Below are 24,391 nucleotides of genomic sequence, written 5' to 3'. Positions count from 1 at the left end.
AGATCTTGTCTTTAAACCCCGAAGAAGGATTTAATTACTGTGGCTACCACAACTAGAAACACACAGCTGCCGAACCAGGCGGCGGCTACTTTACCTGTATCAGGATCTCCCGCATTCCATTTCTGATAAACCTTAACCGCTCCTATAAGACCCAGTATAGCACCAACAGCATACATAAGTTCTGTCCCTGCATCAAAATAACTCCTTACTTTTTGGTTCGCCTCGTTAATTCCGGCTACACCATCCTGCGCATAAATTCTCGTCTCGTATACTAACATCAATGCAAGAATGCAATATGACATTACTTTTTCTTCGTCTAATTCCTTTAATTTCCACCAGCATTTTCTCATCACAAATCATTTTTAAAGTTTATATCAATTTTAAAAAGCAGAGGAATATCGCCGTTGCAACTCTTTTTCCTGTCACATAAAGCCATACCGCACCAGAGAGAACAGGGATTATTCCTCCGCTGAATTTTAGGAAATAGTCTCTTCCCACAGAGTATCCGCCTGGTCAAACGTTAAATAGAACTGCGGGTGTTTTTCGCTTTCAGAGACTATTAGATTGCTTATGTTTTCACGTAAAGAAGAGATCTTCACGTATGGGTATTCTTCCAATACCATTTTAAGGTAATTTTGAAATTGTTCTTTTGATAAGCTCATTTGAGAGCTTTCTTCTACTACCTGTACTATACGGGTGGAGAGTTCCTCAGCATCTTCTAAAGTATCAAACGATTCTGAAAAAGAGGAAGACAAAGACTTTTGGTGTCTTTGGCTTTCAAGTTTGTTAGAAGTTTTTTTAACTAGAGGAAAATTGAGTTTCTTCTCTCCCGAGAAAAGTTTCCGTAAATCTCTACTATAAAATTTCAGTATTAATACCAAATACCAGATCAATAGTAATATACCCACAGCAGTAAGGTAGCTGCCCCATGAAACATTTGTAAACATAGTCATCATCATTTATCATTCAACATTCAGCTCGTCTATGTAAATCATTATCTTAAAATTGGATATGATTTATTCTACAAGTCAAAGGAACGACTAAGATTAAACTACTACAAGTACAACTTTTTCTGTACCCTTTTTGTACCCTTAAAATTTTACAACAAAAAAAGGCTTACAAAACAATCAATTATTGTTTTGTAAGCCTAAAGTTGTAATTTTCTAAATATCTTATTTACTTCTTAAACTTTTTATCAGTTTATTGTTGCGTTTATCTGCACGGGAATTCTGCAATGAGATTACCGCCCAAATTGCTGCGGGAATCCATCCGATTAATGTAATTTGAAGAATCAAGCAAATAATTGCTGTAAAAATCTTTCCTCTTAAAAGAAAAGAAACACACGGGAAAAATATTGCAATTAGTGTCATAATTTATCTTATTTAGTAATATGTCGTGGATAATAAAATTTGTTACTCTAGTCATAGTAGTTTTTTCTTTTATATTACGTACTGATTAAGAATGTCAGTACGATTGAATTTTAGTTATAATTTTCTCAAGTATTTCGATTGCTATCTCCTTATCCCTTTCCTCGGCATTGTATGACTTACTTCTAACTGATTGATAAGAAAGATCTTTTTTAAAAGGTGTAGATAAGTGAGGTACAATTGTTTTAAAAACGTGGCTCATCGATTTGGCTCTTAGAATACGAGATTCATCGCTTGCACGAAGTATAAGAGCAATTTGATCGGAAGATAAAATACATTCGATTTTGCTTTGTGTTAATTCATCTTTCTGCTCTGTCTGCGGTAAAGTATCTGCAGTATTAAGATCTCCAGACAATTCCATCTTTTGCTTCAGGTAATCAATTTCATGTCCGAACCATACACTTAGAGATTCTTTAATATTCTTTTGACTGGGATCGAAACTGAATTTTTCACAGGAATATAATTGATTAAACTCTTTAAATAAATATAACAATTCATTCATATGGTCCTTTAAATTTCGCTGAATCTGTAACCTGGCATTTATTCGGTTACTCAGAGAATGAACATAATCCAAACCGTTAAAATTAGCTTCAATTAGAAGCTCATCAAACGCAGTGAAGAAAATATCACTTTCTTTCGAAAAATCAAATTCTTCAATTTTTCGCAGTAGCTCTTTCTGATAAAGAAGATGTCGATAAGTGGTTTTATAGCCAGTACGGGATTGTAATACTTGATTTAAACAGTTTATAATAACCCGCAGTATATTTTGATCCGTATCAAAAACTATTTTTTTTGACTTTAGTTTTTTGATTTTCAGCTGAAGTTCGTTTCTTGATACCATCGTATAAGTCAAGGGTACGCGATGGTCCAGACTTAAGAAGCTTGAAAATCTGGCTTCAATAAACGAAAGAAGTCCATCTAAGCTTGTGATTACAAGATCGGCAATAACTTCCAGTTCATCATTTTTAAATAAGTGGTTGTTTTTACTCTCAACGATGTTGTCAAGTAGAAAAATAAAACTGGAATGATATTTCCTGACTAAAAGTCTAATTTGCCTTTTCTTGTGCATGGCAAAAACTTCATTTTTAATTTGGATTTGGATTTTTCTGGACTCTTTTGACAGATCCGCACTTATAAGAGCTAAATCTTGCTTCGTTATCGAAGTACTATTTATATTTTCGGGTTTTAAGGTTTGTAGTATTAAATTATCTAACCACTCTAAAGGATATATTTTAATCATCGTACTATTGTTTAAATTGACATTTAATGCAATAAAAACTAGCGTGTTTTAAACTTTTCCATTGCATTCGAACGGTACCGAGATGGGGATATTGAAGTATGCTTTTTAAAGAAAACACTAAAACTGTTTGCTGTTGGAAACTCCAGTTCATATGCGATATCTACAATTGTTAACTGCAGATCCTCAAGTAAGTTTTCAGCTTCGCTTATAATAGTTTCAATTATCAATTTTTTTACGGTTTTACCGGTCACTTGTTTGACAATTTTGTTGAGATGACCTGTTGTCACGTAAAGAGCGCCAGCATAAAACGGCGCATTATGTTGTTTTTTATAGTGAATCGCTAAAATCGTAAGAAATCGAATTATTAGGCTCTCTTTTCTTGTAAAATGTTGTGAAGTATCAGAGGTATACTTTGTGTAGATTAGTCGCAGCTCATACAGAAAAAGATTAAAACTAATCCGCTGTAATTCGGCATCAACACCATTTTGCTTGGCATCTTTATTTACAAAATAAATAAGTTTGTAAATTAAGGAGAGAACTAAAAATTCTTTCTCTTCAAGTGCAATTTTTAATGATGTTTTGCCTATAAAAAAATAAAAAGAATCAACAAGCTTTTTTTGCAGACCATTTTCGGCAGCAAATTCTGAACTGAATGATATTAAATACAATTGCAATTTCCCCTCTACTTCCAGTAATGTGCAAAATGAATCTTTGGGAATAACAAGCAGATCTCTTTCAGACAAATCCTGAATAATTTCTTTAAGCTGAATCCTAAATTTACCGGACTTGATTAGTAGCAGGGAAAAATTGGAAACAAAGAAGGATTCGGCTGGTTCACTCTTGACAACATATTTTTTTATAATATGAATGTCCAAACCTGGAATTGGCAGATCCTTTAATTCTATGTTTATTAAATCTTTAATCATGTTTTTGATATTTCAAAACAGTACTTAGAACTTTACTATTTTATTAGTTAGTTATTACTTTCAAAAGCCCGTTCCATAATAATAAATGCTAAAAAATAGAGATTAGATAGCGACGTAACAAAAAGCAGATAGGCCAAATCTCTCGGATCAGAACTTCTTTTTCCTTCACTAAGCACGTAACCTATTATTTCATCATAGCTGAAAAGATCTATGATGAAATAAAGGCTGACAATGTTCAAAATGATAAGGATCGTATGTAAAAAATTTCGATATTTCATTTTCAAAGCATTAAGGACGATGATACTAATCAATTTTTAGTAATGATATTTAGTAGCGCAATTACAGAAACAATTGAAGCTTCGTTATGATTGAAGACAGATTGCACTTTTTTATGGCCGACCGAGGTTTCCCAGTCCCTGTCTTTACGTTCGGCTTCTGCATATAACGCATAACTTGAAATAGTCGAAACTGTCAGAATCGTTTCTTTTTCATCGCTGGCTAAAGTTGTGTTTTCGATAATTCCTGCGTCAAAAGAAATAATGTAGTCACGAATAGTTTCATATTCCTCATCTTGCTGGGCAATCAAAGTCTCAACAAAAAGAGTAAGTTGTGATTTGCTTGATGTACTTATGGAACAATTTTCGACTATTTCTAAGAGCTTGACAGATGGATTATTCAAAATCTCCAATATTTCCTCTGCTGTATATCCCAAATTTGCATTTTTATGATAATCGTTGTTCTTATAATTCCTTGATAAATAGAATATTTGATTTGTAATTTCTTCTATTGAATTAGGAGCACTATTATTTTTTAAATACAATTGAATTTCATCGTAATATTTCCTGCCTTTAACATCGAAAGGATTAGCAGGATTCAATGGAAATACATAATTCTTGATTTCTTTAGACCCTTTATTATAATTTTTTGATGTTTCTAAATCTGATTCATTTGAGCATGCTAATAATAGACATAATAATACGCTGTATAATATTAAATTTTTCATGACTTGTTTGTTTGAATGTGAATGAGAAATTATTCTCAGTTCATTTCACCCGGATAAGCAGAACTTTTATCTGGTACTTTACCAAGACTTTTTGCTTTTGAATTCAAGGCAAATCTATTGGTGGAAAAATCTCTGTGCAACACATTGCGTATGGATTTATTGAAATTCAACTATGGATTTTCTGAAAATCCACACGCCTTTTTGTAAATTATTCCCTTGTTTTTCAATAGCTTATGTTTCTTTTTTGTTATTTTTATATTAAGCTTTGATTAACAGCTCGATAGGTTTGCAAATTTGGGCAAAAATGGAGCTAAGCGGAATATTTAGTCTCAAACTCCTACTAATATGAATCAAAAAAAAATCTATTTATTACTTTGTGTAATATCACAAATCATCTACGCTCAGAAAAGCAATTTCAAAATTCCCGATTCTTTAAAGAATAAAAACTTCAATTATCTTGATGATAAGATCTACAACTTGAGGGGCGATAGTGCAACCGCATCAGTTTATTTATATACTTATCTACATAAAGCCAAAAAAGAGCAAAATTGGAAAGAGATAATAAACGGCTATCAAAATATTTTACATGAGTCGCCGGAATCTTTAAAGTTAATATATGCCGACAGCATGATTTATGTAGCAAAAAAATCCAAAGTGTACGCACTGGTTGGCTCTTCCTATCTCTCTAAAGGAATTATCTATTATGGAAAAAATCAACTCCAAAATGCTTTGGATAATTATATTATAGCTAACAATTTCATTTCAAGGACCAATGATGAATACTTGATTTACAAAACAAAATATAACATAGCGATAATTAAAACTTATTTGGGATACTATGATGAAGCAATATCTTTGCTTTTAGAATGTGTAGGTTATTTTAAAGATAAAAATCCACGGCCTTACCTAAATTCTCTCCATTCACTTGGACTGTGCTATAACAGAATTGGAAATTATGGGCTATGTTCACAGACCAACACATTGGGGTTTTCAGAAAGCATTAGAGTAGACAACAATGAAATGAATCCATATTTCACACATTCTGAAGGAGTTAATCAATACTTTAAAAACAATTACAGAACTGCAATAACAAATCTTAATCTAGCTTTACCGATTATCATAAAAAATAAGGATTTGGCCAGTGAGTCAATAGCTTATTTTTATATAGGAAAAAGTTTTTGGCATCTTAAAAAATATGATCTTGCCCTACCCTTTTTTCAAAAAGTCGATCATATATTTAAAGATAAAGGTTATATCAATCCGGATTTACGGGAAGTATACGAGTTGTTAATAAAATATTATAAAACCAAAGATAACCTAGAAGGCCAGTTATACTGTATAGATCAATTACTAAAAGCGGATAACTACCTTAATGAGAGTTATAAATATCTTGTTAGTAAAATCCACAAAGAGTACAACACAAAGGAATTACTATTTGAAAAAGAAAAAATCCATGCCAAATTCTTAAAAGAAAAACAACATGTATACTTCTTTATAGGTCTTGTCATAATACTTTTTATAATCTCATTTTTTTTAACCTACAGGCATCTTAAAACTAGACGTCTTTATAAACAAAAGTTTGATGAATTGATACTTAGAATAAATTCTGACAATAAGTCTAAACCTAAGATAAAATCTGAAAAGAATCAAATATTAGATATAAATCCCGAGACAGCAGCTAACATATTAAAGCAATTGAAAAAGTTCGAGCACGATCAAAAATTTCTGGAAAAGGATTTGACATTGTCAAAGCTGGCTGTGAGATTTAAATCCAATCCTAAATATTTATCAATCATTATAGCCCATTACAGAGATAAATCTTTTTCCAAATATATTAATGACTTAAAAATTGATTACTTAGTCAATCTTTTAAAAACAGAAAAAAGATTCAGGGGTTATTCAAATTCAGCTTTGGCAGAAGAAGCGGGCTTTACGAGTACTCAGAGATTTGCACATGCTTTTTTATCAAAAACAGAAATTTCGGCCACATACTTTATTGAGCAAATCAAAAAAGAAAAAATATAAATATTTGTACAACTTAATTTTTACGTCTGACGTAAATATTGAAAATCAGAAGAAGTAAATTATCACAAGCTGTTTTTTAGAATCTTTGATAATCAATTAATTACAGAGATACTCTAAAAAACAGCTTTTCATAATAATATACTAAGCTAGTCCCTTTAAGAACGATTTCAGTTCTTTGTCATCATTCCAGGAAGCTTCTTTTATATCCACATTAAAAAAGTTTTCCGAAGCTTTTTCTAAAGCCTCCCTTTTAAATCTTGAATCTGCCTTTGCATATATTTCCGTCGTTTGGATGGAAACATGTCCCAATAAATCACGGATATAGACTAAGTTCACACCCGCTTGAAGTAGATGCATGGCTCTTGAGTGTCGAAGACAGTGTGGACTAATTTTCTCATGTATCAGTTCTGGTTCTGTTGTACGCGCCATCACTACATAGGTTCTTAGTATATATGTGATACCCGATCCTGTGAGTTTATGCCCACTACTGTTGAAGAACAAGGGATGTTCTTTCTTTGAAGGAATAAGCAAGTGGTTTTCTTCAATGTAAGTTCTGAGAATTTCAACCATCTGATCTCTTAGTGGTACAATTCGAGATTTGTTCCCTTTACCATGTAACCGGACTATTGCCGGTTTTTCAAGTCTAATGCTGGCAGGTGTAAGATCAATTAGTTCCTGAACCCTAGCTCCTGTTTCGTAAAGTAACGTAAGGATTGTTAGATTGCGACGTCCATGTCTATTCTTTAGTGAAACCTGATCCAAGATGCATCTGATTTCCTCAACGGTTAAATAATTCACTGAAGGTTTCTTTTTCTTTTTTATCCTGATGGAGCGCATTGATTGCCAGGTTGCCAATCTTGTCGGGTCTTTTCTTTCCAAGAATTGACAAAACGAACGTATTGCGGCATAGCGTTGATTTCGTGTGGCAATACTATTGTTCCTTTTTTCTTCCAGCCAATTCAAAAAGGCTAATATAATGTCACGATCAAAATCCTTCATCATAAGCTTATTGACTGATATTCCTTGCACATTGTCCATATAATCGATCAAATGGACAAAAGTATCTCTATAGGAGCGAACAGTATGTTTGCTTACATTTATTTCTGCTCCCAGATATTCAATGAAAAATGCCTCCAAATATTCAGCAAAATCAGTTATCCTCTTTTTCATAGTTCTTTTGAAGTTTTAAGTTAAGGTCTGCGAAAATTTGATCCGTAGTGTGCATATCCAGTTTAAGGACTTCGGGATACATTTCCTGAGTCAGTCTAACATAGGATTCTGTACCGATAACACTCTTGTGTCCCAAAAAAACTGAAAGTAAAGGCAGGGAGCAATATAAATCCTTTCCTGCACCAGTTAACTTAACAAGCGAATGTACCGCTGTTGTATGCCGGATCGAATGCAGTGAAGGGTTATTAGTTCCAAAACTGCCATAGATTTCACATTTTTCAAGAATGCTGACAAAATATTTATATACAGGAATATGGCTGCAAGACTTTCCTAAGGTTGAAACAAACAGATAAGAATCAGGATGATCAATGTCACATATAGGAAGCTTATCCCTATATTTAATATATTGTTTTAGAACTTTTTCCAGAGACTCATTAATTGGTGCAATTCTGCACCTGTTGTTCTTGGTATCATTAATTACAAGAACGTTCCGTTTAAAATCAATATCCTTATTCATTATAGTAAGGGCTTCACCTATTCTTATTCCAGTACTGTACAACGTTCTGATTAATGCAGGTATGACAAATAGCATACTCTTTGGGCAACGGGTTTTTGTTACCATATTATCACACGCATCGAAAATATTGTGTATTTGACTGTGAGTAAACACTGTAGTGATTGTACTTTCAAAAGATCTTCTGGGGTGAAGAGGAACATAACATTCGTGACCAAGACTACCCATATACCGACAGAAGTTCGATATGATACAGAACCTCGCATAAAGGGTTGTCTTTTTATCATTTATACGTGTATCTGCCCATCTCTTTATATCTTCAGAATTAATTAGAAGATCATTTTTTGCAGTTTTCGACAAAAATCTATCAAAATCCAATAAGAAACTTCTGTATCTTTCTATTTTTAAATCTTGGAGTTCTTTCTCCTTGATATAACTCCTAATATAAGGAGCAAAGATGCTGCTAAATTTATCTGAACTATTCATAAAATCCTCCTTCTTTTTGAGTATAAAATTTTTCCTGAACCAAGGGAACCTCAAGTGAACAAGCCAATAATCCTTTAACGTCTATCCCCAGATAGAACATGGTTGATTCACTACTACTATGTCCGAGAGAATCTGATATTACTGCAAGTGGCGTACCTTGTTCCAATAACTGAGAGGCTAAACTATGCCGTAAACTATGCGATCCGTGATGCCTGCTGTTTGTTTCCACTTTGGACTTACTTATTATTTCATTGATTATGGCAAATATATTGGCAGCCGATACTGGGCCGAAAGGAGCAATGCCACTGAGAAAAATAGTTTTGATTTGTGATTTTGGACGGCCATAACATATGTAATCAATAATCGCCTCGCCAACCACGGGAAGTAATGGCAACTCAATATCTTGCCCTGTTTTGTACTGTTCAAAACGAATGGTGTTGCGATTCCAATCTAAATTGCCAAATTGTAAGGAACAGATATCACTTGCCCGTAATCCTAGACGCGAAGCAAGAAGGAATATTGCATAATTTCTTTTGCCAATGGTCTTTGATCTATTGATAGCATTATCCATTTGACGAATTTCTTCCAAACTATATACTGAAGGGAGTTTTTCTATTGATGATTTCCGTTTTATTTGATTAAGTGGAATGCGCAGATCTATATCTGTTAGTTTTCTTTCATACAGATAATTAAGAAAATGCCGCAAAGAAACACACACATAAAGTTTAGAGTTTTTTAGGGACGAAGTAAATTCTTTAATCGCGATACCATTCAAATTATGCAGATCGATCTGATCGTGGTACATTCTAACAGCAAAATAGCTTAAATTCCGGCTGTGTTTGAAGAAGGTTTTATCTGCAATACGTTCCTTTTCCTTAAATACTTTTAAGAATGAAAGGATTTGTTCTCCTAAATAAAGGTCTTTTGAGTGTATAACCATGAAGCTTTTAAGCAAGGTAAAACGCCTTTTATGCGCCATGGTAACTTCTCTGTTGTAACTAGTCTCATTTAAAGACTGCAAGCATGATTGGATCAGCTCATCGATTGGTTTTGAATTCATATCTAATTGATTTAGTGGCTACAACATTGTAACCACTAATCAATATATGAAGATTATCAAAACAAGATTATCAACAGTTATCCTGTATAGTCAGGATGTTTTGAAATAAAATGTTTATCTACTTGTGATAATTTATTTCTTCTGATTTTCGATAGAAACTTTTCTAAACTCTTTTAAAAGTTTTTCAATTTCCAAAGTTGATTTACGTGCTCTTGCTCCAGCAGCTTTAACACCTTTCTCAGTTAAAGATTCAGCTTCTGCTTTGAATGTGTCGATTTCGGCGTTGATTTTTACTAATAGATCTTTCATGCTTATACTTATTAAATTAAGTGGCAAAAATAAAATTTTCAGCGATAGATTCAGCAAATTTGATGTTAAATTTATCACTGTTTTCGCTACTTAAGCAAAGATTCATCACAATTTGTATTTTAAAAAACATAACACTTTATTAATCATATACTTACTAAACAAATATCTTTTTACAGCACAGTCCTTAAAATAATACAAACTGACTCACAAGAGACCAAAATGACATTTTTAAACAAAAAAAGTGCAGGATATAGAACAACATATATCCTGCACAAACAGTTTCTATTCTATTAAGAATAGAAAATATAAAAAAACACACAAACTACATTAAGAAATACAATGCCCTGTCAAAATTGTTAAATTTTGATTTTATAGAATTTAAATTTTGAGAAATTACTTTTGGCGTACCTGGCATCGAGAAATCCTTTTTTTCTTTAAAATACAATTTTAAATCCTGTATGATTTCTGCCTTGTTTTTAGAACCATCTAAAAGAATTAAATTTTTAAGTTCTTCTAAAAAAGCTAGGCTGCTATATAATTGTTTATCGAATAGGCAAACTAATACGTTTGTACCTTTTTTATCCAATTTTAAAAAATCAAGAAATTCTGACTTGTTATATACTACATAAATACAACGATCAAATTCTACAGTTTCATTTTCATTGATAGCTTCAAATGAGTTTTCATAAAATTCAAATTCGTCTTTGAATTTTCTTTTAAACATTTTTAAAAATGTTCCCTGATTATCTCGTACCAAAACTTTTTCCTTCTTCATCTTTTATTCTTTTAAAAATATTTTAATAATAAAACTGTGCAAATTTAAGCCGATCATCAAAATACTATAGGGTCTAATAAGACATAAAACAATTAGAATAAGACATTTTTCTTTTAATTTTTAGTTTTAATTTGCATTAGAACGTTATAAGTCAATGTCATTAAATTAAGGAAATATCTATCCCGTCCCGACGTTTCGGGATCGGGACTTTGCCGAATAATCTCGAGCAAAGGCGCAAAATCGCAAAGAAAATGTATGTAAACTTGGCGGATTTGCGCCTTTTCGCGATTTTTTTTAGTCTTAATTGTCTAAAGAAAAGCTTAATTTAATGGCATTGGGTTAATAAGTAGGTCACTAAGTTTTTCAACCTACAGCTTGAATTAATTAAGTTCTATCAGACTTTTGTCACGGGCGTTACATTTTTTTCGACAAAAGTGATTAGCTCATTCATATTTCTATCATTGCATTTATTAGAAATTGAGATTATATATCCGTTTCTATCTTTTACATACAAAAAGAAAAAATCCTTTGTCAAAATTGCCTTTTCAATCTTACTCCATTTGTGAGCAACTTCTCCCAGCGGAGAATGAACATATATAGAGGAGTCAGTAAAATTGAATTTATATTTATTAACGAACCTATCAAATTTTAATAGCTTTTTGGTCAACTGGAAAATGATTTTACATATTGTATTTACTATCGAATATTGAAATAGGAAGAAAACCAAAACCAGTAATACATTTTTTATTGCCCATTTAATAAACTCATTATCATCAGTTAAGCTGAAAGAATCAAAAAACATCATAAAAAGCAGCATCATAAAAGATAGGATCGCAATTCTTTCTTTATAGAAGTTCTTAAAATACATTTTATTTAATTTTCGTATTTCAGAAAGATTCAATTCAAATATCAATGATAGATTAGAAGTATTCATATTATATTTAAGTTTAGGTATTATTTGTTTTTGGTATCAATTCAGGATTGTAAGGATTTTTAAACCGATTCAATTCGAAACTATAAGACAAAATTACCTTAAAGACAATTTTTCAATTAGCTATTCAGGATATTAAAATACCAGAATAAGACTTTTTTTAAGCTGAAACATCAAACCACAAACAGTTAAAAAAAATGCTTTTCCACTCCTTTTTTTCTAAGTAAGAAACACTGTAAAAAACAAGATTTTATTCAGGTAAAAAAACAATCCTAAATAGACATTTCTACGTCTTTTTTGAAAAAAAAATAAAACTTGGGCTTTAAAACGAAAATTTATTTTATCTATAAAAATAAACTTTTGTCTACATAAAAAACAATTAAAAACACACCTTCATAAGTTAAAAAAGTATCACTTTAAGACTTAAAAACATAGTCTATTTAGTTTGTTTTCAAATAGTTAAATAAACATAAACAAAAATAATGTTACTTAGAATATTTAATTACATTTGATTACAATTTAAAAAGATTACAAATAATTTCCTACAAATGAATATTACCACAACAGAAGAAAAACTCAAAGAAAGGGTTAAGGAATTGGCATGTCTTTATGAAATTTCAAAGACTCTATCAAGATCAAATCACATCGAAAAAACGATACTTAAAAAACTTATTTTATCTACAAAAAAAGCATGGAGATTTAACAAAGATGCTATTGCAGAAATAGCTATTGAAAATCACTATTTATCAACTTCAAAAATTACTTTAGACACGGTTTATCAAATGAGTGTCATAAAGATTGGGAAGCGTACTGCCGGATTTATCAAGGTCCATTATCTAAAAAGTAAACATACACAAAACGATTTTCTTAGGGATGAACAACAACTTTTGAACGCTATTGCCATAGAGATTGCCAATTATATTGAAAGATCACAAAACTTAGCAAAAGAACTACAGCTTAAAAGGAGTGCCGAAAGGATGGACAGATTGTCTATACTTGGAGAAATGACTGCGGGTATCGCTCACGACCTAAATACTCCGCTAGGGAATATATTGGGATTTGCAGAACTAATAAAGAGCAACAATACTAATCCCGAAATTGACTCTGATATTTCTATTGTAATAAACTCAGTAATTTATTCTCGTGAAATTGTAAAAAAACTAATGTTTTTTTCTTGTGAAGTTCCGCAAAAATTAGAAACTGTTGAAATCAAACCTATTGTCACTTTTGTTTTATCATTTCTAAAACAAAATTTTCAAAAAAAAGAGATAAAAAGCGAATTGATTTTTACAAACCAAAATCTCATCGCAAAAATTGACGCTGTGCAAATTACTCAAATCTTGTTTAATCTGTTGATAAATGCAATATATGCCTCTCCTGATAAAAGCACTATTCGAACGATTGTTGAAAATGATTCAAAAAATATAATTATAAAAATTGAAGATCAGGGTTCCGGAATACCAGATGATTATAAAGAAAAAATTTTCGAACCTTTTTTTTCTACAAAACCATTAACAGACGGTTCCGGGCTTGGTCTTAGTGTAGTACGAGGAATAATCAGAAGTCACAACGGAAAGATAATAGTAAAGGACAATCGTCCCAATGGAACAATTTTTAAAATTAAGTTACCTATAAATTAATAAAAATGAATTCAAAAAGAGAGAACATTCTTATTGTAGATGATAATTATGATATGCTGGACCTAATTCAACGTCACTTAAAATCATTTAACTACCGCAGCTATAAAGCGTCTTCTGTAAGCGAAGCAATAGACGTACTAAAATATACAGCTATAGATTTATTAATCACTGATCTTAATATGCCTGAAGTAAACGGGGTAGAATTATTAAAGTATACTGATGAACATTTTCCGTCTATACCCAAATTGGTCGTTAGCGGATTACCTTCTTTTGACAATGCCATTACGGCCTTAAAATCAGGAGCTTTAGATTATTTAATAAAACCATTTACCAGCGAAGAACTTTATAAAGCAATAAAATATTCCTTTACTAAATCAGATCTTAATTTAAAAAACAGTACAAAAGCTTCTCCGGAAGTAGAAAACAACTTTTCCGGTATTGTTGGACTTTCAAATCATTATCAAAATTTAGTTGAAACCATAAAACGGGTCACCAATAATAAAGTAAATGTTTTAATAGAAGGTGAAAGCGGAACTGGTAAAGAACTTATTGCCAAAGCAATACATTTTAATGGTCCGCTTAAAAATATGCCTTTTATATCTGTGAATTGCGGAGGTTTCCCGGAAAGCTTAGTCGAATCAGAGCTTTTTGGATATACTAAAGGTGCATTTACAGGAGCATCCGAATCTAAAATTGGATTGTTTCAGGCTGCTTCCGGAGGTACTTTATTTCTTGATGAAATTGGCAATGCTTCGATGGCAGTACAAACAAGGCTATTACGGGTGTTACAGGAAAAAGAGATTACACGAGTGGGCGCAACAAATCCTGAGAAGGTAAATGCAAGAATAATTACTGCGACCAATAACGATTTGTATCAAATGGTTTTGAATGGTACTTTTAGAGAAGATTTATATTATAGAATTAATGTTGTTAATATAAAAACTACTCCCTTAAGAGAAAAAAAAGACGATATTCCGCTACTCGTAAGCAGTTTTATAAAAAAATATGCCACGGAATATAACAAACCTGATGTTGCAATTAATCCTAAGGTTATCGAAATATTATTACGTTACTCCTGGCCTGGGAATGTCCGGGAACTCGAAAACATAATTCAACGTATGATTGTGATGAGTGATGACAATATTGATATTCAAAGTATACCGGACCATTTAAAATATCATATTCACCAAAAAAGCGAAATTTTTAAATCTTTGAAAGAGTATGAGAAAGAGCAAATTACAAAAGTATTAACAGCAGTTGGAAATAATAAATCAAAAGCTGCAAAAATCCTGCAGATAGACCGTAAAACATTAAATCAAAAAATAATTTAATAATACCTTAATTAATACTCGAGTGATACAAAATTGCTCTTTCAAAAAAAGAGAACTTGGTTCTCTTTTTTTGAAAATTATTAAATGCTTAGTAATTTATATCTGTAGAATTATAATTGCTACAATCTTATTCTGGAATCCTTAATCTATAAATCTTCGCATTCTACTTTTTAATTGCCTTTTTAAGTTTTTCCAGAGAGGTGTCTTCTAATAATTTTATTTGATCAATTACAATTTGGGCGATTTTAGTTGCGCCTAACAGAGATAAATGAGTATCGTCTGTTTTATCATTATCATAATAAGGATTTTCGCCTGCTTTAAAATGCAAATGCAATTGTTTCGATTTTTCGGGTCCATTAGACTGCTCTAAGAGTTCTGTGTAATATTCCAGATCTATAAATGGCACTTTATATTCCTGAGCAACTAAACGGGTTTCAAGAGGATAATCCCCATGTGTGGGTATCAATGTGCCTTTTTCATTAAAATTACGTCTGGCTATAGGCGTTAATAATATTGGTATTGCGCCTTTAGCTCTGGTATCTTTTACAAACCGAATCAAATTGTAACGATATGTTGTATGTGGATTTGTAAAACGCGTCGAATCTTCTGCTTTTTCGTCATTGTGTCCAAATTCAATAAAAACATAATCTCCTTTTTTCAGTTTTTTATAAATTGAATCCCAGCGTTTTTCATTAATAAAACTTTTTGTGCTTCGCCCATTTACAGCCTTATTCTCGACAATGATATTTTCTTTAAAAAAAGGCTGAAGTACCTGTGCCCAACCATGCTCAGGATTGCGTTCCGAATCTTTTTTGTTTGCCATTGTTGAGTCGCCAATAGTATATATTGTTGTTTTTTGAGCAAAACAAGCGGTCGAAATAAGACAGATTATTAATAAATGTATTTTCATTTTTTTTTCTAGATTTTTTATATTTTAATGACAAGATTGTGGTTAATGGCACACGAATTTTACAGATTTAAACAGATTTTTTCTGTTTGTTTTTTAGTTTCTTGTATTAGTTTCATTGTGTGATCCCTCGTTTTTCGGCATGACAAGATTACGTTTACTTTGCGAAGGACGGATTAATCCCGAAGCTTCGGGACATCCCTACAATATATTTTGTTCCTTCAGAACTCTTTCAAGATTGGTTACTTTACGCTAAAACTTGGAATTTGAAACAAAAAAACTTTACCCCTCTGCACCTTTGCTCCTTTGCTCCTTTGTAACTTTGCTGCTTTGAACCTCTGCACCTCAAAAAAACTCATTTAGCCGCTGTAGGTACTGTTGCTTTTTCTCCAATAAAAACATCTGTCATTAAAACATTCTCTGCATTTTCATTTGATATTGCATTTTTCGCCCACTTAATTTCGATCTTGTTTAAAGTAATATTGCGAATTTTCTTGTCTTGAAAACCCTGAATTACAATTCCGGATTCTGTTGCTTTATTGCATATTATATTCGAAAAATTTATATTTGATATTTCCGACTGAAAACCATGTCCTTCGCCATGGTAATTTGCTGTGATATACAAACAATCTTCTACCTCATCGAATTGAATATTTCGAACAAAAACGTTTTTAATAAAACCTCCTCGGTCTGCATTGGTTTTTAGGTAGATTCCTCTTTTTAAGTAGCCAGCTGTTTTACAATTTTCTACATAAACATTTTGAACTCCGGCAGACATTTCACTTCCAATAACAACACCATGAAGTCCTTTGAAATTGCAATTTCTGATCACAATATTTTCACTTGGTGTAGCCGAATTTGCTCTTCCTTCATGATCTCTTCCTGCTTTAATGGCAACATTATCATCGCCATTATCAAAAGTGACATTTTCAATTAAAACATCTTTTGCATATTCAGGATCAATTCCGTCGTTATTATAATTTAGTGATTTGTAGCTAATGCCACGAACAGTAACGCTTTGTGATTTCAGTAAATGCAAACACCAGAAAGGCGAATTCTCTATTCGGATATTTTCGACCAGAATGTTTTTGCAGTTAAAAAACTGAATCATTTGCGGACGCAAAAAGAAACCTTCTCCAAACTTTCTGTCTTTTATTGGAACTGAATTATGGTTCATTTCCCGACTCAGATTTTTTCCGTTTCCTTCTTTCGCTTTAAAACTTTTCCAGATCTTACCTCCTTCTCCGTCGATTGTTCCTTCGCCAGTTATCGCAATATTTGAGCATTCGTATGCATAGATTAGCGGACTGTAATTATAAAGCATTGTTCCTTCCCAACTAGTTAAAACCATTGGTAAATAATCTTCGGGTTTGTCGCTAAACTTAATTTTGGCTTCTTTTTCCAGTTTAAGATTTACATTACTCACAAAATGAATTGGTCCGTTGATTTTATAAATTCCTTTTGGGACAATAATCGTTCCGCCATTGTTCTTTTTACACAATGCCATTGCTTTGTCAAAAGCTCGTTTATTGTTGAATATAGAATCTCCTTTTGCTCCTATTTTCAACACATTAATTTGATATGAAGGAATTACAGGAAGCTGAATTCTATTGACAATAGAATCTACTTTTGCTGTCGGAAATTCGTTATTCTGATCAAAAGAAGTCAATGAGATAAGAAGAAAAATTAAATATTTTAGATTCATAATTGTAGCTGTTTTTTTTGCTCGCAGATTAGGCAGATTAAGCAGATTTTCACCACCTAACTTATTGTTTTAAATAATTAAAAAAATCAGCGTTCATCTGTTTAATCCGTACAATCCGTGGGCTATTTTTTTACTTCGAGTACCAATTTTCAACCGAATCTTTCAGAATGTTTTCGATTGTATAATTTGCAATTTCTTTCTTTTTAAGCTGATGTGACCATGAAACTCTTTTTGTGGGCTGAAATCCTTCTCCTTTGCAATTGTATTCGGCGTAAAAAGCACTCTTCTCCGCTTCTGGCTTCGACCAATTTTCCCAGCCTTCCGGTCTGATATGTTTTCCCATATCACAATTTATATAAACCGTTTTTGCATAAATACGCCAGGGACGTCCTAAATAAACTGCCGTTGCTGCAGCATCTGATGTAAGTTTACAATCTTTAAAAACAAATCCAAAGACAGAATCCTGAGGAGTTGAAGCCGCTGTGATATAAGAGTTTTTTAGACTTTTAATTTCGCAATTTTCAAATAAAGCGGTTGCACTTCCAAAAATAAAATCGGTTGTACCTTCAATATAACAATCTTTAAAATATTGTTTGGCGTTTTTTCCAGACAGATACAAAGTATCCTGATTTCCCAGAATATTACAGTTTGAAATTTTGGCACGATTTGCAACTAACGATAATGCGATTGCCTGCCCGTTATCGCCTGACGCATTTTTAATAGTTAAATTTGAAGCCAAAAAATCATCACCTTCTACCAAAATAGTGTACGTGAAAAAAGTGCTGTTTCGTCCCGTATTTATTTTTGCAAAATTGTCATCAAAACTAATAATGGTATTTTCTTTACTTTCTCCAATCAAAGCGATGTGCGTGTTCCATTCCGGAATTCGAATTTTTTCGTTGTAGATTCCATTTTTTATAAAAACCGTAACTTTTTCATATGGAAATGAAGGACAAGTATTTATAGCGTCCTGAATCTTTGTAAAATCTCCCGAACCGTCTAAAGCAACGGTTATCGAATTATCTTTTTTTTTATCTGATGTTTCTGTTCCCGAAACTTTTACGCCATTTTTAATCGCCCATGAAGCATATTTTTTAAGTACTTCTTTTGGAGCATCAGTATACCAACTATAACCGTTTCTACGCTCTGAACCAATCTCTTCCAATGACTTTTTTCTAATTCCGTCACGATCACAAAAGAAAGGTTCGTTAGTTTCAAGATCCATAAATCTTGCCCAAATTGGTGCAGCATTTTGAGTAACAATCATTTTTTTATCTATGATTTTTCCAGCGTCGTTCAAAACACGTTTTTCTTCGAGATTCGTAATTTTTGTTTTTTCAAACCAAGCCTGAGCACTTTTGACAGCCGTAATAATTTCCGCCGATGGCTTTTCGACCGACATTAAAAGCAATACAATCTTTGCAGATTCATAACCACTTAACGATGCCAGTTCAAAAGCTCTCGCATTTGCCGGAGCCAGACTAACTTCATCATGCTGTGCGCACCAAGCTGTTAAAACTCCATTTTGTTTGTATTGTGTTTTTAAGATGCAATCAATTCCTTTATCGAAAGATTTCTTTGCTTTTTCGACAATTTCTTTGGGAGGTTTTATACTGAAAAAACCTGTTTCTTCACCTACTTTCTTCATGATGTTCATGATATTAACCATCGAATCGTCATTGTAAGTAATATGCGTATAATAGCCTTTTTTTAAGGGATAAAACTGTGGCCATCCGCCATTATTATATTGTGCTTCAAGTAAATAATTCAATCCTTTTAAAAAAGATTCTTTATATCTCTCGTCTTTAACCTGCGCATACATTTTAGACATAAAAAGCATTTCCTGACACGTTGCTCCATTATCTGTTGTAATCTCGTGCAAATCACTTTTTAATACAGTCAATTTTTGCTTTTCTGTTTCGCTAAGCGGATTTTGCATTTGGATATTTTTTGGCCATCCGCCAATATTTCGTTGGTAAAGCAAAACATTCTCGGCAATATTTTTGGCTTCCGCCGAAGCAAACCAATCCGCATCATTTTTCCGAATAATATCAGGCCAATTTTTGAACGTATTCTGAGCATTTGTCCCAAAACTTGCAATAAACAGAATAAATACTATCGTTTTTTTTAATTGAATCATTTTCTATTAATTTTTATTTGCCCCTTTTGACTGAATGTAAAAAGTCATCTATATTACTACTAATTCTTATTTACTCTAAACCAATCAACTGCAACATTTCCAGAATCATTTGTTATTTTTTCGCTCAAGGCAAAAAGTCCTAATTTTGCGCCAATCCATTTTCCTTCTTTAGCCACAAAAACAGATCCAATTGATTTATACTCTTTATCGTCTAAACTGTAAAAGAAATTACAAACGCCTCCCTTTTTAATTTTTACTCTCAGGTAAATTGTATTGTTAGAAATCAGAATCGGTTTACTTTCATTTTCTGAAATTGTTTTATCAAAAGTTCCGGTTTTCTGGCTTAAATACAATTTTCCGTTATCATTTTTAAAGCACAAATAACTATAATCCAGTCCCATTATCACAAGTCCTGTAGATTCTCCGTTTAATCTGCTATTAAAAGTTAATTTGGCTGTAGCCGAAAATTCTTCAGCAGGAAATTTTTGTAATAATGAGTTTGGAGCGTCAAATATTTTCTGATTGTTTTTGATCGTTGGTAAACAAAATAAATTCAAATATCCCAAACTCGTCGGAAATCCCCAATTGATTTGAGAATTTGCCTGCCATTGCCATTGCAAACCTAATTTAGGTTCGTTAAATTCACCTGATGTTGCAGGAACTTCTATTGAATATTCCTTACCTACATTTGGTTTTTTAAATGTAGAAACAGGTTCTCCAATTCCGTTTCCATCCAAATCCTGTCCTATAATTGGCCAATCTTTTTCCCATTTCATAGGTTCGAGATGCAAAATTCTGCCATAAGCGCCTTTATCCTGAAAATGTATAAACCAATTTTCGCCCGTTTGTGTTTGTACCCAAGCACCTTGATGCGGACCGTTTACAGCTGTTTTTCCTTGTTCGAGAACTTTCTTCTTTTCATAAGGACCAAAGACATTTTTTGATCTCAAAACCGTCTGCCAACCCGTTGCAACTCCACCAGCAGGAGCAAAAATATAGTAGTAATTGTTTCTTTTATAAAATTTTGGACCTTCGATTGTACCTTCGCTTTCGTGTCCGTCAATCACCATTACTTCGTCATTATTAATGACAGTTCCATCGGCATTCATGCTGCAAACCACCAATAAACTTTTTATTTGCGCCCGACTTCCTGCAAAGGCATGAACCACATAATTTTTCCCGCCATCATCCCATAACGGACTAGGATCTATCAATCCAATTCCTGCTTTTACCAAAAGCGGTTCCGACCAAGGGCCTTCGGCTTTTTGGGCTTTTATCATGTAAATTCCAAAATCAGGATCGGGGTAATAAATATAAAATTCATTGTTATGAAAAGTAATACTTGGTGCCCAAACGCCATTTCCGTGCTGTACTTTATTATAGGTTTCAAATGGCGGCTGTTTCGATAGTGCATATCCAATAATTTTCCAGTTTACCAGATCTTTAGAATGCAAAACAGGCAATCCCGGAATACAATTAAAAGATGATGCCGTCATATAAAAATCATCTCCAACACGCACAACATCAGGATCCGAATAATCAGCGTGAATTATAGGATTTGTATAAGTTCCGTCTCCATTATCGGGCACCCAAACCTGAGCAAAATTCTTTTGCATCACGAATACCGACCATAAAAGGAAAAGGACTTTTGTGTTTTTCATTATTGTTTTTATATGTATAATGTTTTTTGGAGCTATTTCCCGCTATTCGTTTCAATCTTTTTCTGGCTAAAAAAGCCAGAAAAAGGATTTCCTCCCGAAGCTTCGGGACTATCGGGGCTATGGCACTCATTTTCATGAGAATCTTTTCGCTTATCTTGTCATTTCGCCCCAAGGGAGAAATCACACTCGTAGCTCGACACAGATTGGCGATTTTGATTGTGTCCCGAAGCTTCGGGATAGTGTGATTTACTTCGTCTGTTCGCTGTCGCTCGAGTTTCCTCCGTCGAAATGACAAACTGTATCGCTATTCTTTTATTATAATTATCGACCCAATTCTAAAGCCGCCAAAATAAAAGGTCCGGTTGCTTTAGGATCATTGTCTTTTTTTCGTTCCTTAACGTAATATTCATACGAACCATCGCGATATGGTTTACCGCCCAAACCAGCTACTGCACAAGCTTGCGTTAATGTAATTCCTCCATCGGCATCGACTTTTATCAATTGTTTTGTTAAACCATCAAAAGCTTTATTAGCTAACTTTTTATATTTTGCAGGCAAATATCCTTTGTTTGCTCCTTTTGCAAAAGCATACGCAAACATCGATGATCCTGATGCTTCAAGGTAATTTCCTTCTTTGTTTCCTTTGTCTGTTACCTGATACCACAAACCTGATTTATCCTGATATTTGGCTAAAGCTGCCGAAACACTATTCAAATATCCTACTAATTCTTTTTGTTTTGGATGGTCTTTTGGGAAATAATCCAACACATCTACAAGTGCCATTGCATACCATCCCAAAGCTCTTGACCAGAAATTTGGCGAAGTTCCGGTTTCTTTATTTGCCCACGCCATTTGTTTGCTTTCGTCCCAAGCGTGATATAATAATCCTGTTTTAGGATCTGTGGCGTGTTTTTGAATCAGTTCAAATTGTTTTGCTACATCATCCAATTGTTTACCATTTTCAAAAGCAGTAGTGTATTCTGCATAAAATGGTTCGCCCATATACAAACCATCTAGCCACATTTGGTTTGGATAGATTTTCTTGTGCCAGAATCCGCCGCTTTCCGTTCTTGGCTGTTCCGTCAATTGTTTGCGAAGCAATTGTAATGCTTTTAGGTATTTTTCTTCTTTTGTAGTTTCATAAATCTTAAAAAGTAAACGGCCCGAAACCACCATGTCAATATTATAATTATCAAGATCATACGTTTTAATATTTCCGTCATTCTCAACAAAAGAATCTACATATCCTTTTATATAAACAGGATATCTTGGGTCAGGATTTTTTTTATACAATTCTTCGATGGAATGCAAAACCAAGCCATGAACATAATCCCATTTTGGTGTCTTGGCATCGTCGATCATATAGGCTTCAGGATGACGTTTCATTATTGTTAAAGCCATTTTATCAGACCATTTCATATCTTTAGAAATAACAATATCAGTACTTTTCGGTTCCTGCGAAGTCACTATACAACTCGTAAAAACCATTGCGCAGATCAATAAAACGGATGCTAAATAACCTTGTTTTTTATTATTTTTCATTTTTACTCTAATTATATTTTATTTCTATTTTTCATTTATCGTGATTATTCTAACACATAGAAACATAGTTTTTCTCCTAAAAAAGGCGTTTCACTTATTTTAATGCACATAGTTTGCTATGTGTGAGAAACGTGTTTCTTTTTGTTTTCTTTTTTACACTTAAAATCTATGTTTCTATGTGTTTAAGTAAACTTTTAATGAGTTATACTTAATGATTTTCTACTTTTCTAATTCAAGCGCACTCAACAAAAATGCCGCTAAAGCAGGCGAACCGTTATCTTTCGTTTTTCCGCTAATATAATATTCATTTGTACCATCTCTAAAAGGTTTTCCTCCCAGACCAACACTCGGCGATACATTTAGAATATTTATTTCTCCCGCTTCTCCAACTTTTACAAATTCTTTTATAAAAGCATCAAAAGATTTCTGTGCGGTTTTTTTATAATTTGACGTTAAATATCCTTTATCACTGCCTTTTGCCAAAGCATAAATGATCATGGCTGAAGCCGAAGGTTCTAAATAATTTCCTTTTAACTCCGGTTTATCGGCAACCTGATACCATAATCCCGAAGAACTTTTATATTGAATTACACTTTTTGATATCTGATTCAGATAACCTATTAACGTTTTATAATTTGGATGTGATTTTGGATAATAATCCAGCGTTTCAACAAGTGCCATCATGTACCAGCCAATTCCTCGTCCCCAGATTGTTGGCGATGTTCCCGTTTCCGGATTTGCCCACGCAATTTGTTTGCTTTCATCCCAACATTGATAAACTAAACCCGTTTTTTTATCTGTCAGATGATTCTGAACCAATTCGAATTGTTTTGCAATATCATCCAAACTTTTTCCATTTTCATACGTAACAGTATATTGTGTATAAAAAGGTTCCGCCATATACAAACCGTCAATCCACATTTGATTTGGATATATTTCTTTGTGCCAAAATCCTCCGCTTGCCGTTCTGGGTTGATTTTCGAGTTGTTTTCTTAATTGTACAAGTACTTTCTGATAGCGATTGTCTTTTGATATATCATATAAATTAAAAAGAATTTTACCCGGATTTACATAATCAATATTGTATTCTTTCTCCTCATATTTCTTAATATTTCCAGAACTGTCGATCATTTCATCGGCATATTCTTTTATATAATTCAGGTATTTTGAATCGTTTGTTTTCTGGTATAATTTTTCAAAAGAAAACAATAAAAACCCCATTTTATAATCCCATTTTGGTTTTTCATTTCCGTCGATCTGCCAGGCTTTTGGATAATTGTTTAAAATTGTAAGTGCTGTTTTTTCAGACCATTTTGAATTATTCGAAATGATATTATTCTGGGCTATTGCTGAACTACAAAAAAGCAGTAAAACGATTACTGGTTTAATATAAATTGTCTTTATGAAAACGCTTTTGAACATTAATTCTATTTTTTTTTCCAAAGATTAATTGATTTTAAAAGATTAATCTGCAGCATTTTACTTTGTGTTGTTTTTTCTCGCAGATTTGGCAGATTAAGCAGATTTTTATTTTTAATCGTCGTGTTTTTATTTCACGCAGATTTTAAAAAGATTTAAGCAGATTCGCGCAGATAATTA

General features: G+C 32.7%; 21 protein-coding genes. 3 read left to right on the top strand and 18 right to left on the bottom strand.

Going from position 1 to position 24,391, the window contains the following annotated elements:
• Positions 1-11 precede the first annotated feature (11 nt).
• The 6 genes from EAH81_RS16315 to EAH81_RS16290 form a co-directional block, all read right to left on the bottom strand.
• On the bottom strand, positions 12-302 hold the full coding sequence (locus tag EAH81_RS16315; RefSeq protein ID WP_241676577.1) for a DUF4134 domain-containing protein: 291 nt from the start codon (positions 300-302) through the stop codon (positions 12-14).
• A gap of 174 nt (positions 303-476) precedes the next feature.
• On the bottom strand, positions 477-947 hold the full coding sequence (locus tag EAH81_RS16310) for a hypothetical protein (protein WP_140509020.1): 471 nt from the start codon (positions 945-947) through the stop codon (positions 477-479).
• Between the two features lie 225 nt (positions 948-1,172).
• On the bottom strand, positions 1,173-1,370 hold the full coding sequence (locus tag EAH81_RS28135; RefSeq protein ID WP_140509017.1) for a YqaE/Pmp3 family membrane protein: 198 nt from the start codon (positions 1,368-1,370) through the stop codon (positions 1,173-1,175).
• Between the two features lie 94 nt (positions 1,371-1,464).
• Positions 1,465-2,667: a hypothetical protein gene (locus EAH81_RS16300; protein ID WP_140509014.1), complete on the bottom strand. Its 1,203-nt coding sequence runs from the start codon at positions 2,665-2,667 to the stop codon at positions 1,465-1,467.
• Positions 2,668-2,705: 38 nt separating this feature from the next.
• A complete protein-coding gene (locus EAH81_RS16295) occupies positions 2,706-3,593 on the bottom strand; it encodes a helix-turn-helix domain-containing protein (RefSeq protein WP_140509012.1) in 888 nt (295 codons plus the stop codon).
• 307 nt (positions 3,594-3,900) lie between these two features.
• On the bottom strand, positions 3,901-4,596 hold the full coding sequence (locus EAH81_RS16290) for a hypothetical protein (RefSeq protein WP_140509010.1): 696 nt from the start codon (positions 4,594-4,596) through the stop codon (positions 3,901-3,903).
• Positions 4,597-4,941: 345 nt separating this feature from the next.
• Between EAH81_RS16290 and EAH81_RS16285 the strand changes: the two genes are divergently transcribed.
• Positions 4,942-6,621 (top strand): AraC family transcriptional regulator, encoded by a 1,680-nt coding sequence (locus EAH81_RS16285; RefSeq protein ID WP_140509008.1) that lies wholly within the window; start codon positions 4,942-4,944, stop codon positions 6,619-6,621.
• A gap of 141 nt (positions 6,622-6,762) precedes the next feature.
• Here EAH81_RS16285 and EAH81_RS16280 read toward each other — a convergent pair whose 3' ends face one another.
• The 6 genes from EAH81_RS16280 to EAH81_RS16255 all read right to left on the bottom strand — a co-directional run bounded on the left by EAH81_RS16280 (position 6,763) and on the right by EAH81_RS16255 (position 11,869).
• Entirely contained in the window at positions 6,763-7,791 is a 1,029-nt protein-coding gene (locus EAH81_RS16280) for a site-specific integrase (RefSeq protein ID WP_140509005.1), read from the bottom strand.
• A complete protein-coding gene (locus EAH81_RS16275; RefSeq protein ID WP_140509003.1) occupies positions 7,772-8,791 on the bottom strand; it encodes a tyrosine-type recombinase/integrase in 1,020 nt (339 codons plus the stop codon). Before EAH81_RS16275 ends, EAH81_RS16280 begins: the two co-directional genes overlap by 20 nt.
• Entirely contained in the window at positions 8,784-9,851 is a 1,068-nt protein-coding gene (locus EAH81_RS16270; protein WP_140509000.1) for a site-specific integrase, read from the bottom strand. The genes EAH81_RS16275 and EAH81_RS16270 overlap by 8 nt, the downstream gene beginning before the upstream one ends.
• A gap of 132 nt (positions 9,852-9,983) precedes the next feature.
• On the bottom strand, positions 9,984-10,160 hold the full coding sequence (locus EAH81_RS16265) for a histone H1 (RefSeq protein WP_140508998.1): 177 nt from the start codon (positions 10,158-10,160) through the stop codon (positions 9,984-9,986).
• A 322-nt stretch (positions 10,161-10,482) separates the two neighbouring features.
• Positions 10,483-10,935, bottom strand: a complete 453-nt coding sequence (locus EAH81_RS16260; protein WP_140508996.1) for a hypothetical protein — start codon at positions 10,933-10,935, stop codon at positions 10,483-10,485.
• Between the two features lie 394 nt (positions 10,936-11,329).
• On the bottom strand, positions 11,330-11,869 hold the full coding sequence (locus EAH81_RS16255; protein ID WP_140508994.1) for a YcxB family protein: 540 nt from the start codon (positions 11,867-11,869) through the stop codon (positions 11,330-11,332).
• A gap of 545 nt (positions 11,870-12,414) precedes the next feature.
• On the opposite strand from EAH81_RS16255, the gene EAH81_RS16250 reads away from it, so the two are divergent.
• On the top strand, positions 12,415-13,506 hold the full coding sequence (locus EAH81_RS16250) for a sensor histidine kinase (RefSeq protein ID WP_140508992.1): 1,092 nt from the start codon (positions 12,415-12,417) through the stop codon (positions 13,504-13,506).
• Between the two features lie 5 nt (positions 13,507-13,511).
• Entirely contained in the window at positions 13,512-14,837 is a 1,326-nt protein-coding gene (locus tag EAH81_RS16245) for a sigma-54-dependent transcriptional regulator (RefSeq protein WP_140508990.1), read from the top strand.
• Between the two features lie 163 nt (positions 14,838-15,000).
• On the opposite strand, the gene EAH81_RS16240 is transcribed toward EAH81_RS16245, so the two are convergent.
• The 6 genes from EAH81_RS16240 to EAH81_RS16215 all read right to left on the bottom strand — a co-directional run bounded on the left by EAH81_RS16240 (position 15,001) and on the right by EAH81_RS16215 (position 24,235).
• A complete protein-coding gene (locus EAH81_RS16240) occupies positions 15,001-15,747 on the bottom strand; it encodes a rhamnogalacturonan acetylesterase (protein ID WP_140508988.1) in 747 nt (248 codons plus the stop codon).
• Positions 15,748-16,099: 352 nt separating this feature from the next.
• Entirely contained in the window at positions 16,100-17,449 is a 1,350-nt protein-coding gene (locus tag EAH81_RS16235; protein WP_140508986.1) for a glycoside hydrolase family 28 protein, read from the bottom strand.
• A gap of 130 nt (positions 17,450-17,579) precedes the next feature.
• Positions 17,580-19,589 (bottom strand): pectate lyase, encoded by a 2,010-nt coding sequence (gene pelA / locus EAH81_RS16230; RefSeq protein ID WP_140508984.1) that lies wholly within the window; start codon positions 19,587-19,589, stop codon positions 17,580-17,582.
• Between the two features lie 59 nt (positions 19,590-19,648).
• Complete coding sequence (locus EAH81_RS16225) at positions 19,649-21,250, bottom strand: glycoside hydrolase 43 family protein (RefSeq protein WP_140508982.1); 1,602 nt, start codon at positions 21,248-21,250, stop codon at positions 19,649-19,651.
• A 321-nt stretch (positions 21,251-21,571) separates the two neighbouring features.
• Complete coding sequence (locus EAH81_RS16220; protein ID WP_140508978.1) at positions 21,572-22,792, bottom strand: glycoside hydrolase family 105 protein; 1,221 nt, start codon at positions 22,790-22,792, stop codon at positions 21,572-21,574.
• 219 nt (positions 22,793-23,011) lie between these two features.
• Entirely contained in the window at positions 23,012-24,235 is a 1,224-nt protein-coding gene (locus EAH81_RS16215; RefSeq protein ID WP_241676576.1) for a glycoside hydrolase family 105 protein, read from the bottom strand.
• Between the last annotated feature and the right edge of the window lie 156 nt (positions 24,236-24,391).

Source organism: Flavobacterium pectinovorum, from assembly GCF_006438875.1.
Classification (GTDB): domain Bacteria; phylum Bacteroidota; class Bacteroidia; order Flavobacteriales; family Flavobacteriaceae; genus Flavobacterium; species Flavobacterium pectinovorum_A.
Note: the sequence above shows the minus strand (reverse complement) of the source record. Positions and strands in the feature narration are given on the sequence as shown.

Bases quoted from the DNA above. Each gene is read 5' to 3' on its own strand.
- EAH81_RS16270 (WP_140509000.1), bottom strand. From the start codon at position 9,851: ATGAATTCAAAACCAATCGATGAGCTGATCCAATCATGCTTGCAGTCT.
- EAH81_RS16295 (WP_140509012.1), bottom strand. From the start codon at position 3,593: ATGATTAAAGATTTAATAAACATAGAATTAAAGGATCTGCCAATTCCA.
- EAH81_RS16250 (WP_140508992.1), top strand. From the start codon at position 12,415: ATGAATATTACCACAACAGAAGAAAAACTCAAAGAAAGGGTTAAGGAA.
- pelA (WP_140508984.1), bottom strand. From the start codon at position 19,589: ATGATTCAATTAAAAAAAACGATAGTATTTATTCTGTTTATTGCAAGT.
- EAH81_RS16265 (WP_140508998.1), bottom strand. From the start codon at position 10,160: ATGAAAGATCTATTAGTAAAAATCAACGCCGAAATCGACACATTCAAA.
- EAH81_RS16225 (WP_140508982.1), bottom strand. From the start codon at position 21,250: ATGAAAAACACAAAAGTCCTTTTCCTTTTATGGTCGGTATTCGTGATG.
- EAH81_RS28135 (WP_140509017.1), bottom strand. From the start codon at position 1,370: ATGACACTAATTGCAATATTTTTCCCGTGTGTTTCTTTTCTTTTAAGA.
- EAH81_RS16285 (WP_140509008.1), top strand. From the start codon at position 4,942: ATGAATCAAAAAAAAATCTATTTATTACTTTGTGTAATATCACAAATC.
- EAH81_RS16235 (WP_140508986.1), bottom strand. From the start codon at position 17,449: ATGAATCTAAAATATTTAATTTTTCTTCTTATCTCATTGACTTCTTTT.
- EAH81_RS16315 (WP_241676577.1), bottom strand. From the start codon at position 302: ATGTCATATTGCATTCTTGCATTGATGTTAGTATACGAGACGAGAATT.
- EAH81_RS16240 (WP_140508988.1), bottom strand. From the start codon at position 15,747: ATGAAAATACATTTATTAATAATCTGTCTTATTTCGACCGCTTGTTTT.
- EAH81_RS16220 (WP_140508978.1), bottom strand. From the start codon at position 22,792: ATGAAAAATAATAAAAAACAAGGTTATTTAGCATCCGTTTTATTGATC.
- EAH81_RS16260 (WP_140508996.1), bottom strand. From the start codon at position 10,935: ATGAAGAAGGAAAAAGTTTTGGTACGAGATAATCAGGGAACATTTTTA.
- EAH81_RS16275 (WP_140509003.1), bottom strand. From the start codon at position 8,791: ATGAATAGTTCAGATAAATTTAGCAGCATCTTTGCTCCTTATATTAGG.
- EAH81_RS16245 (WP_140508990.1), top strand. From the start codon at position 13,512: ATGAATTCAAAAAGAGAGAACATTCTTATTGTAGATGATAATTATGAT.
- EAH81_RS16310 (WP_140509020.1), bottom strand. From the start codon at position 947: ATGTTTACAAATGTTTCATGGGGCAGCTACCTTACTGCTGTGGGTATA.
- EAH81_RS16290 (WP_140509010.1), bottom strand. From the start codon at position 4,596: ATGAAAAATTTAATATTATACAGCGTATTATTATGTCTATTATTAGCA.
- EAH81_RS16255 (WP_140508994.1), bottom strand. From the start codon at position 11,869: ATGAATACTTCTAATCTATCATTGATATTTGAATTGAATCTTTCTGAA.
- EAH81_RS16280 (WP_140509005.1), bottom strand. From the start codon at position 7,791: ATGAAAAAGAGGATAACTGATTTTGCTGAATATTTGGAGGCATTTTTC.
- EAH81_RS16300 (WP_140509014.1), bottom strand. From the start codon at position 2,667: ATGATTAAAATATATCCTTTAGAGTGGTTAGATAATTTAATACTACAA.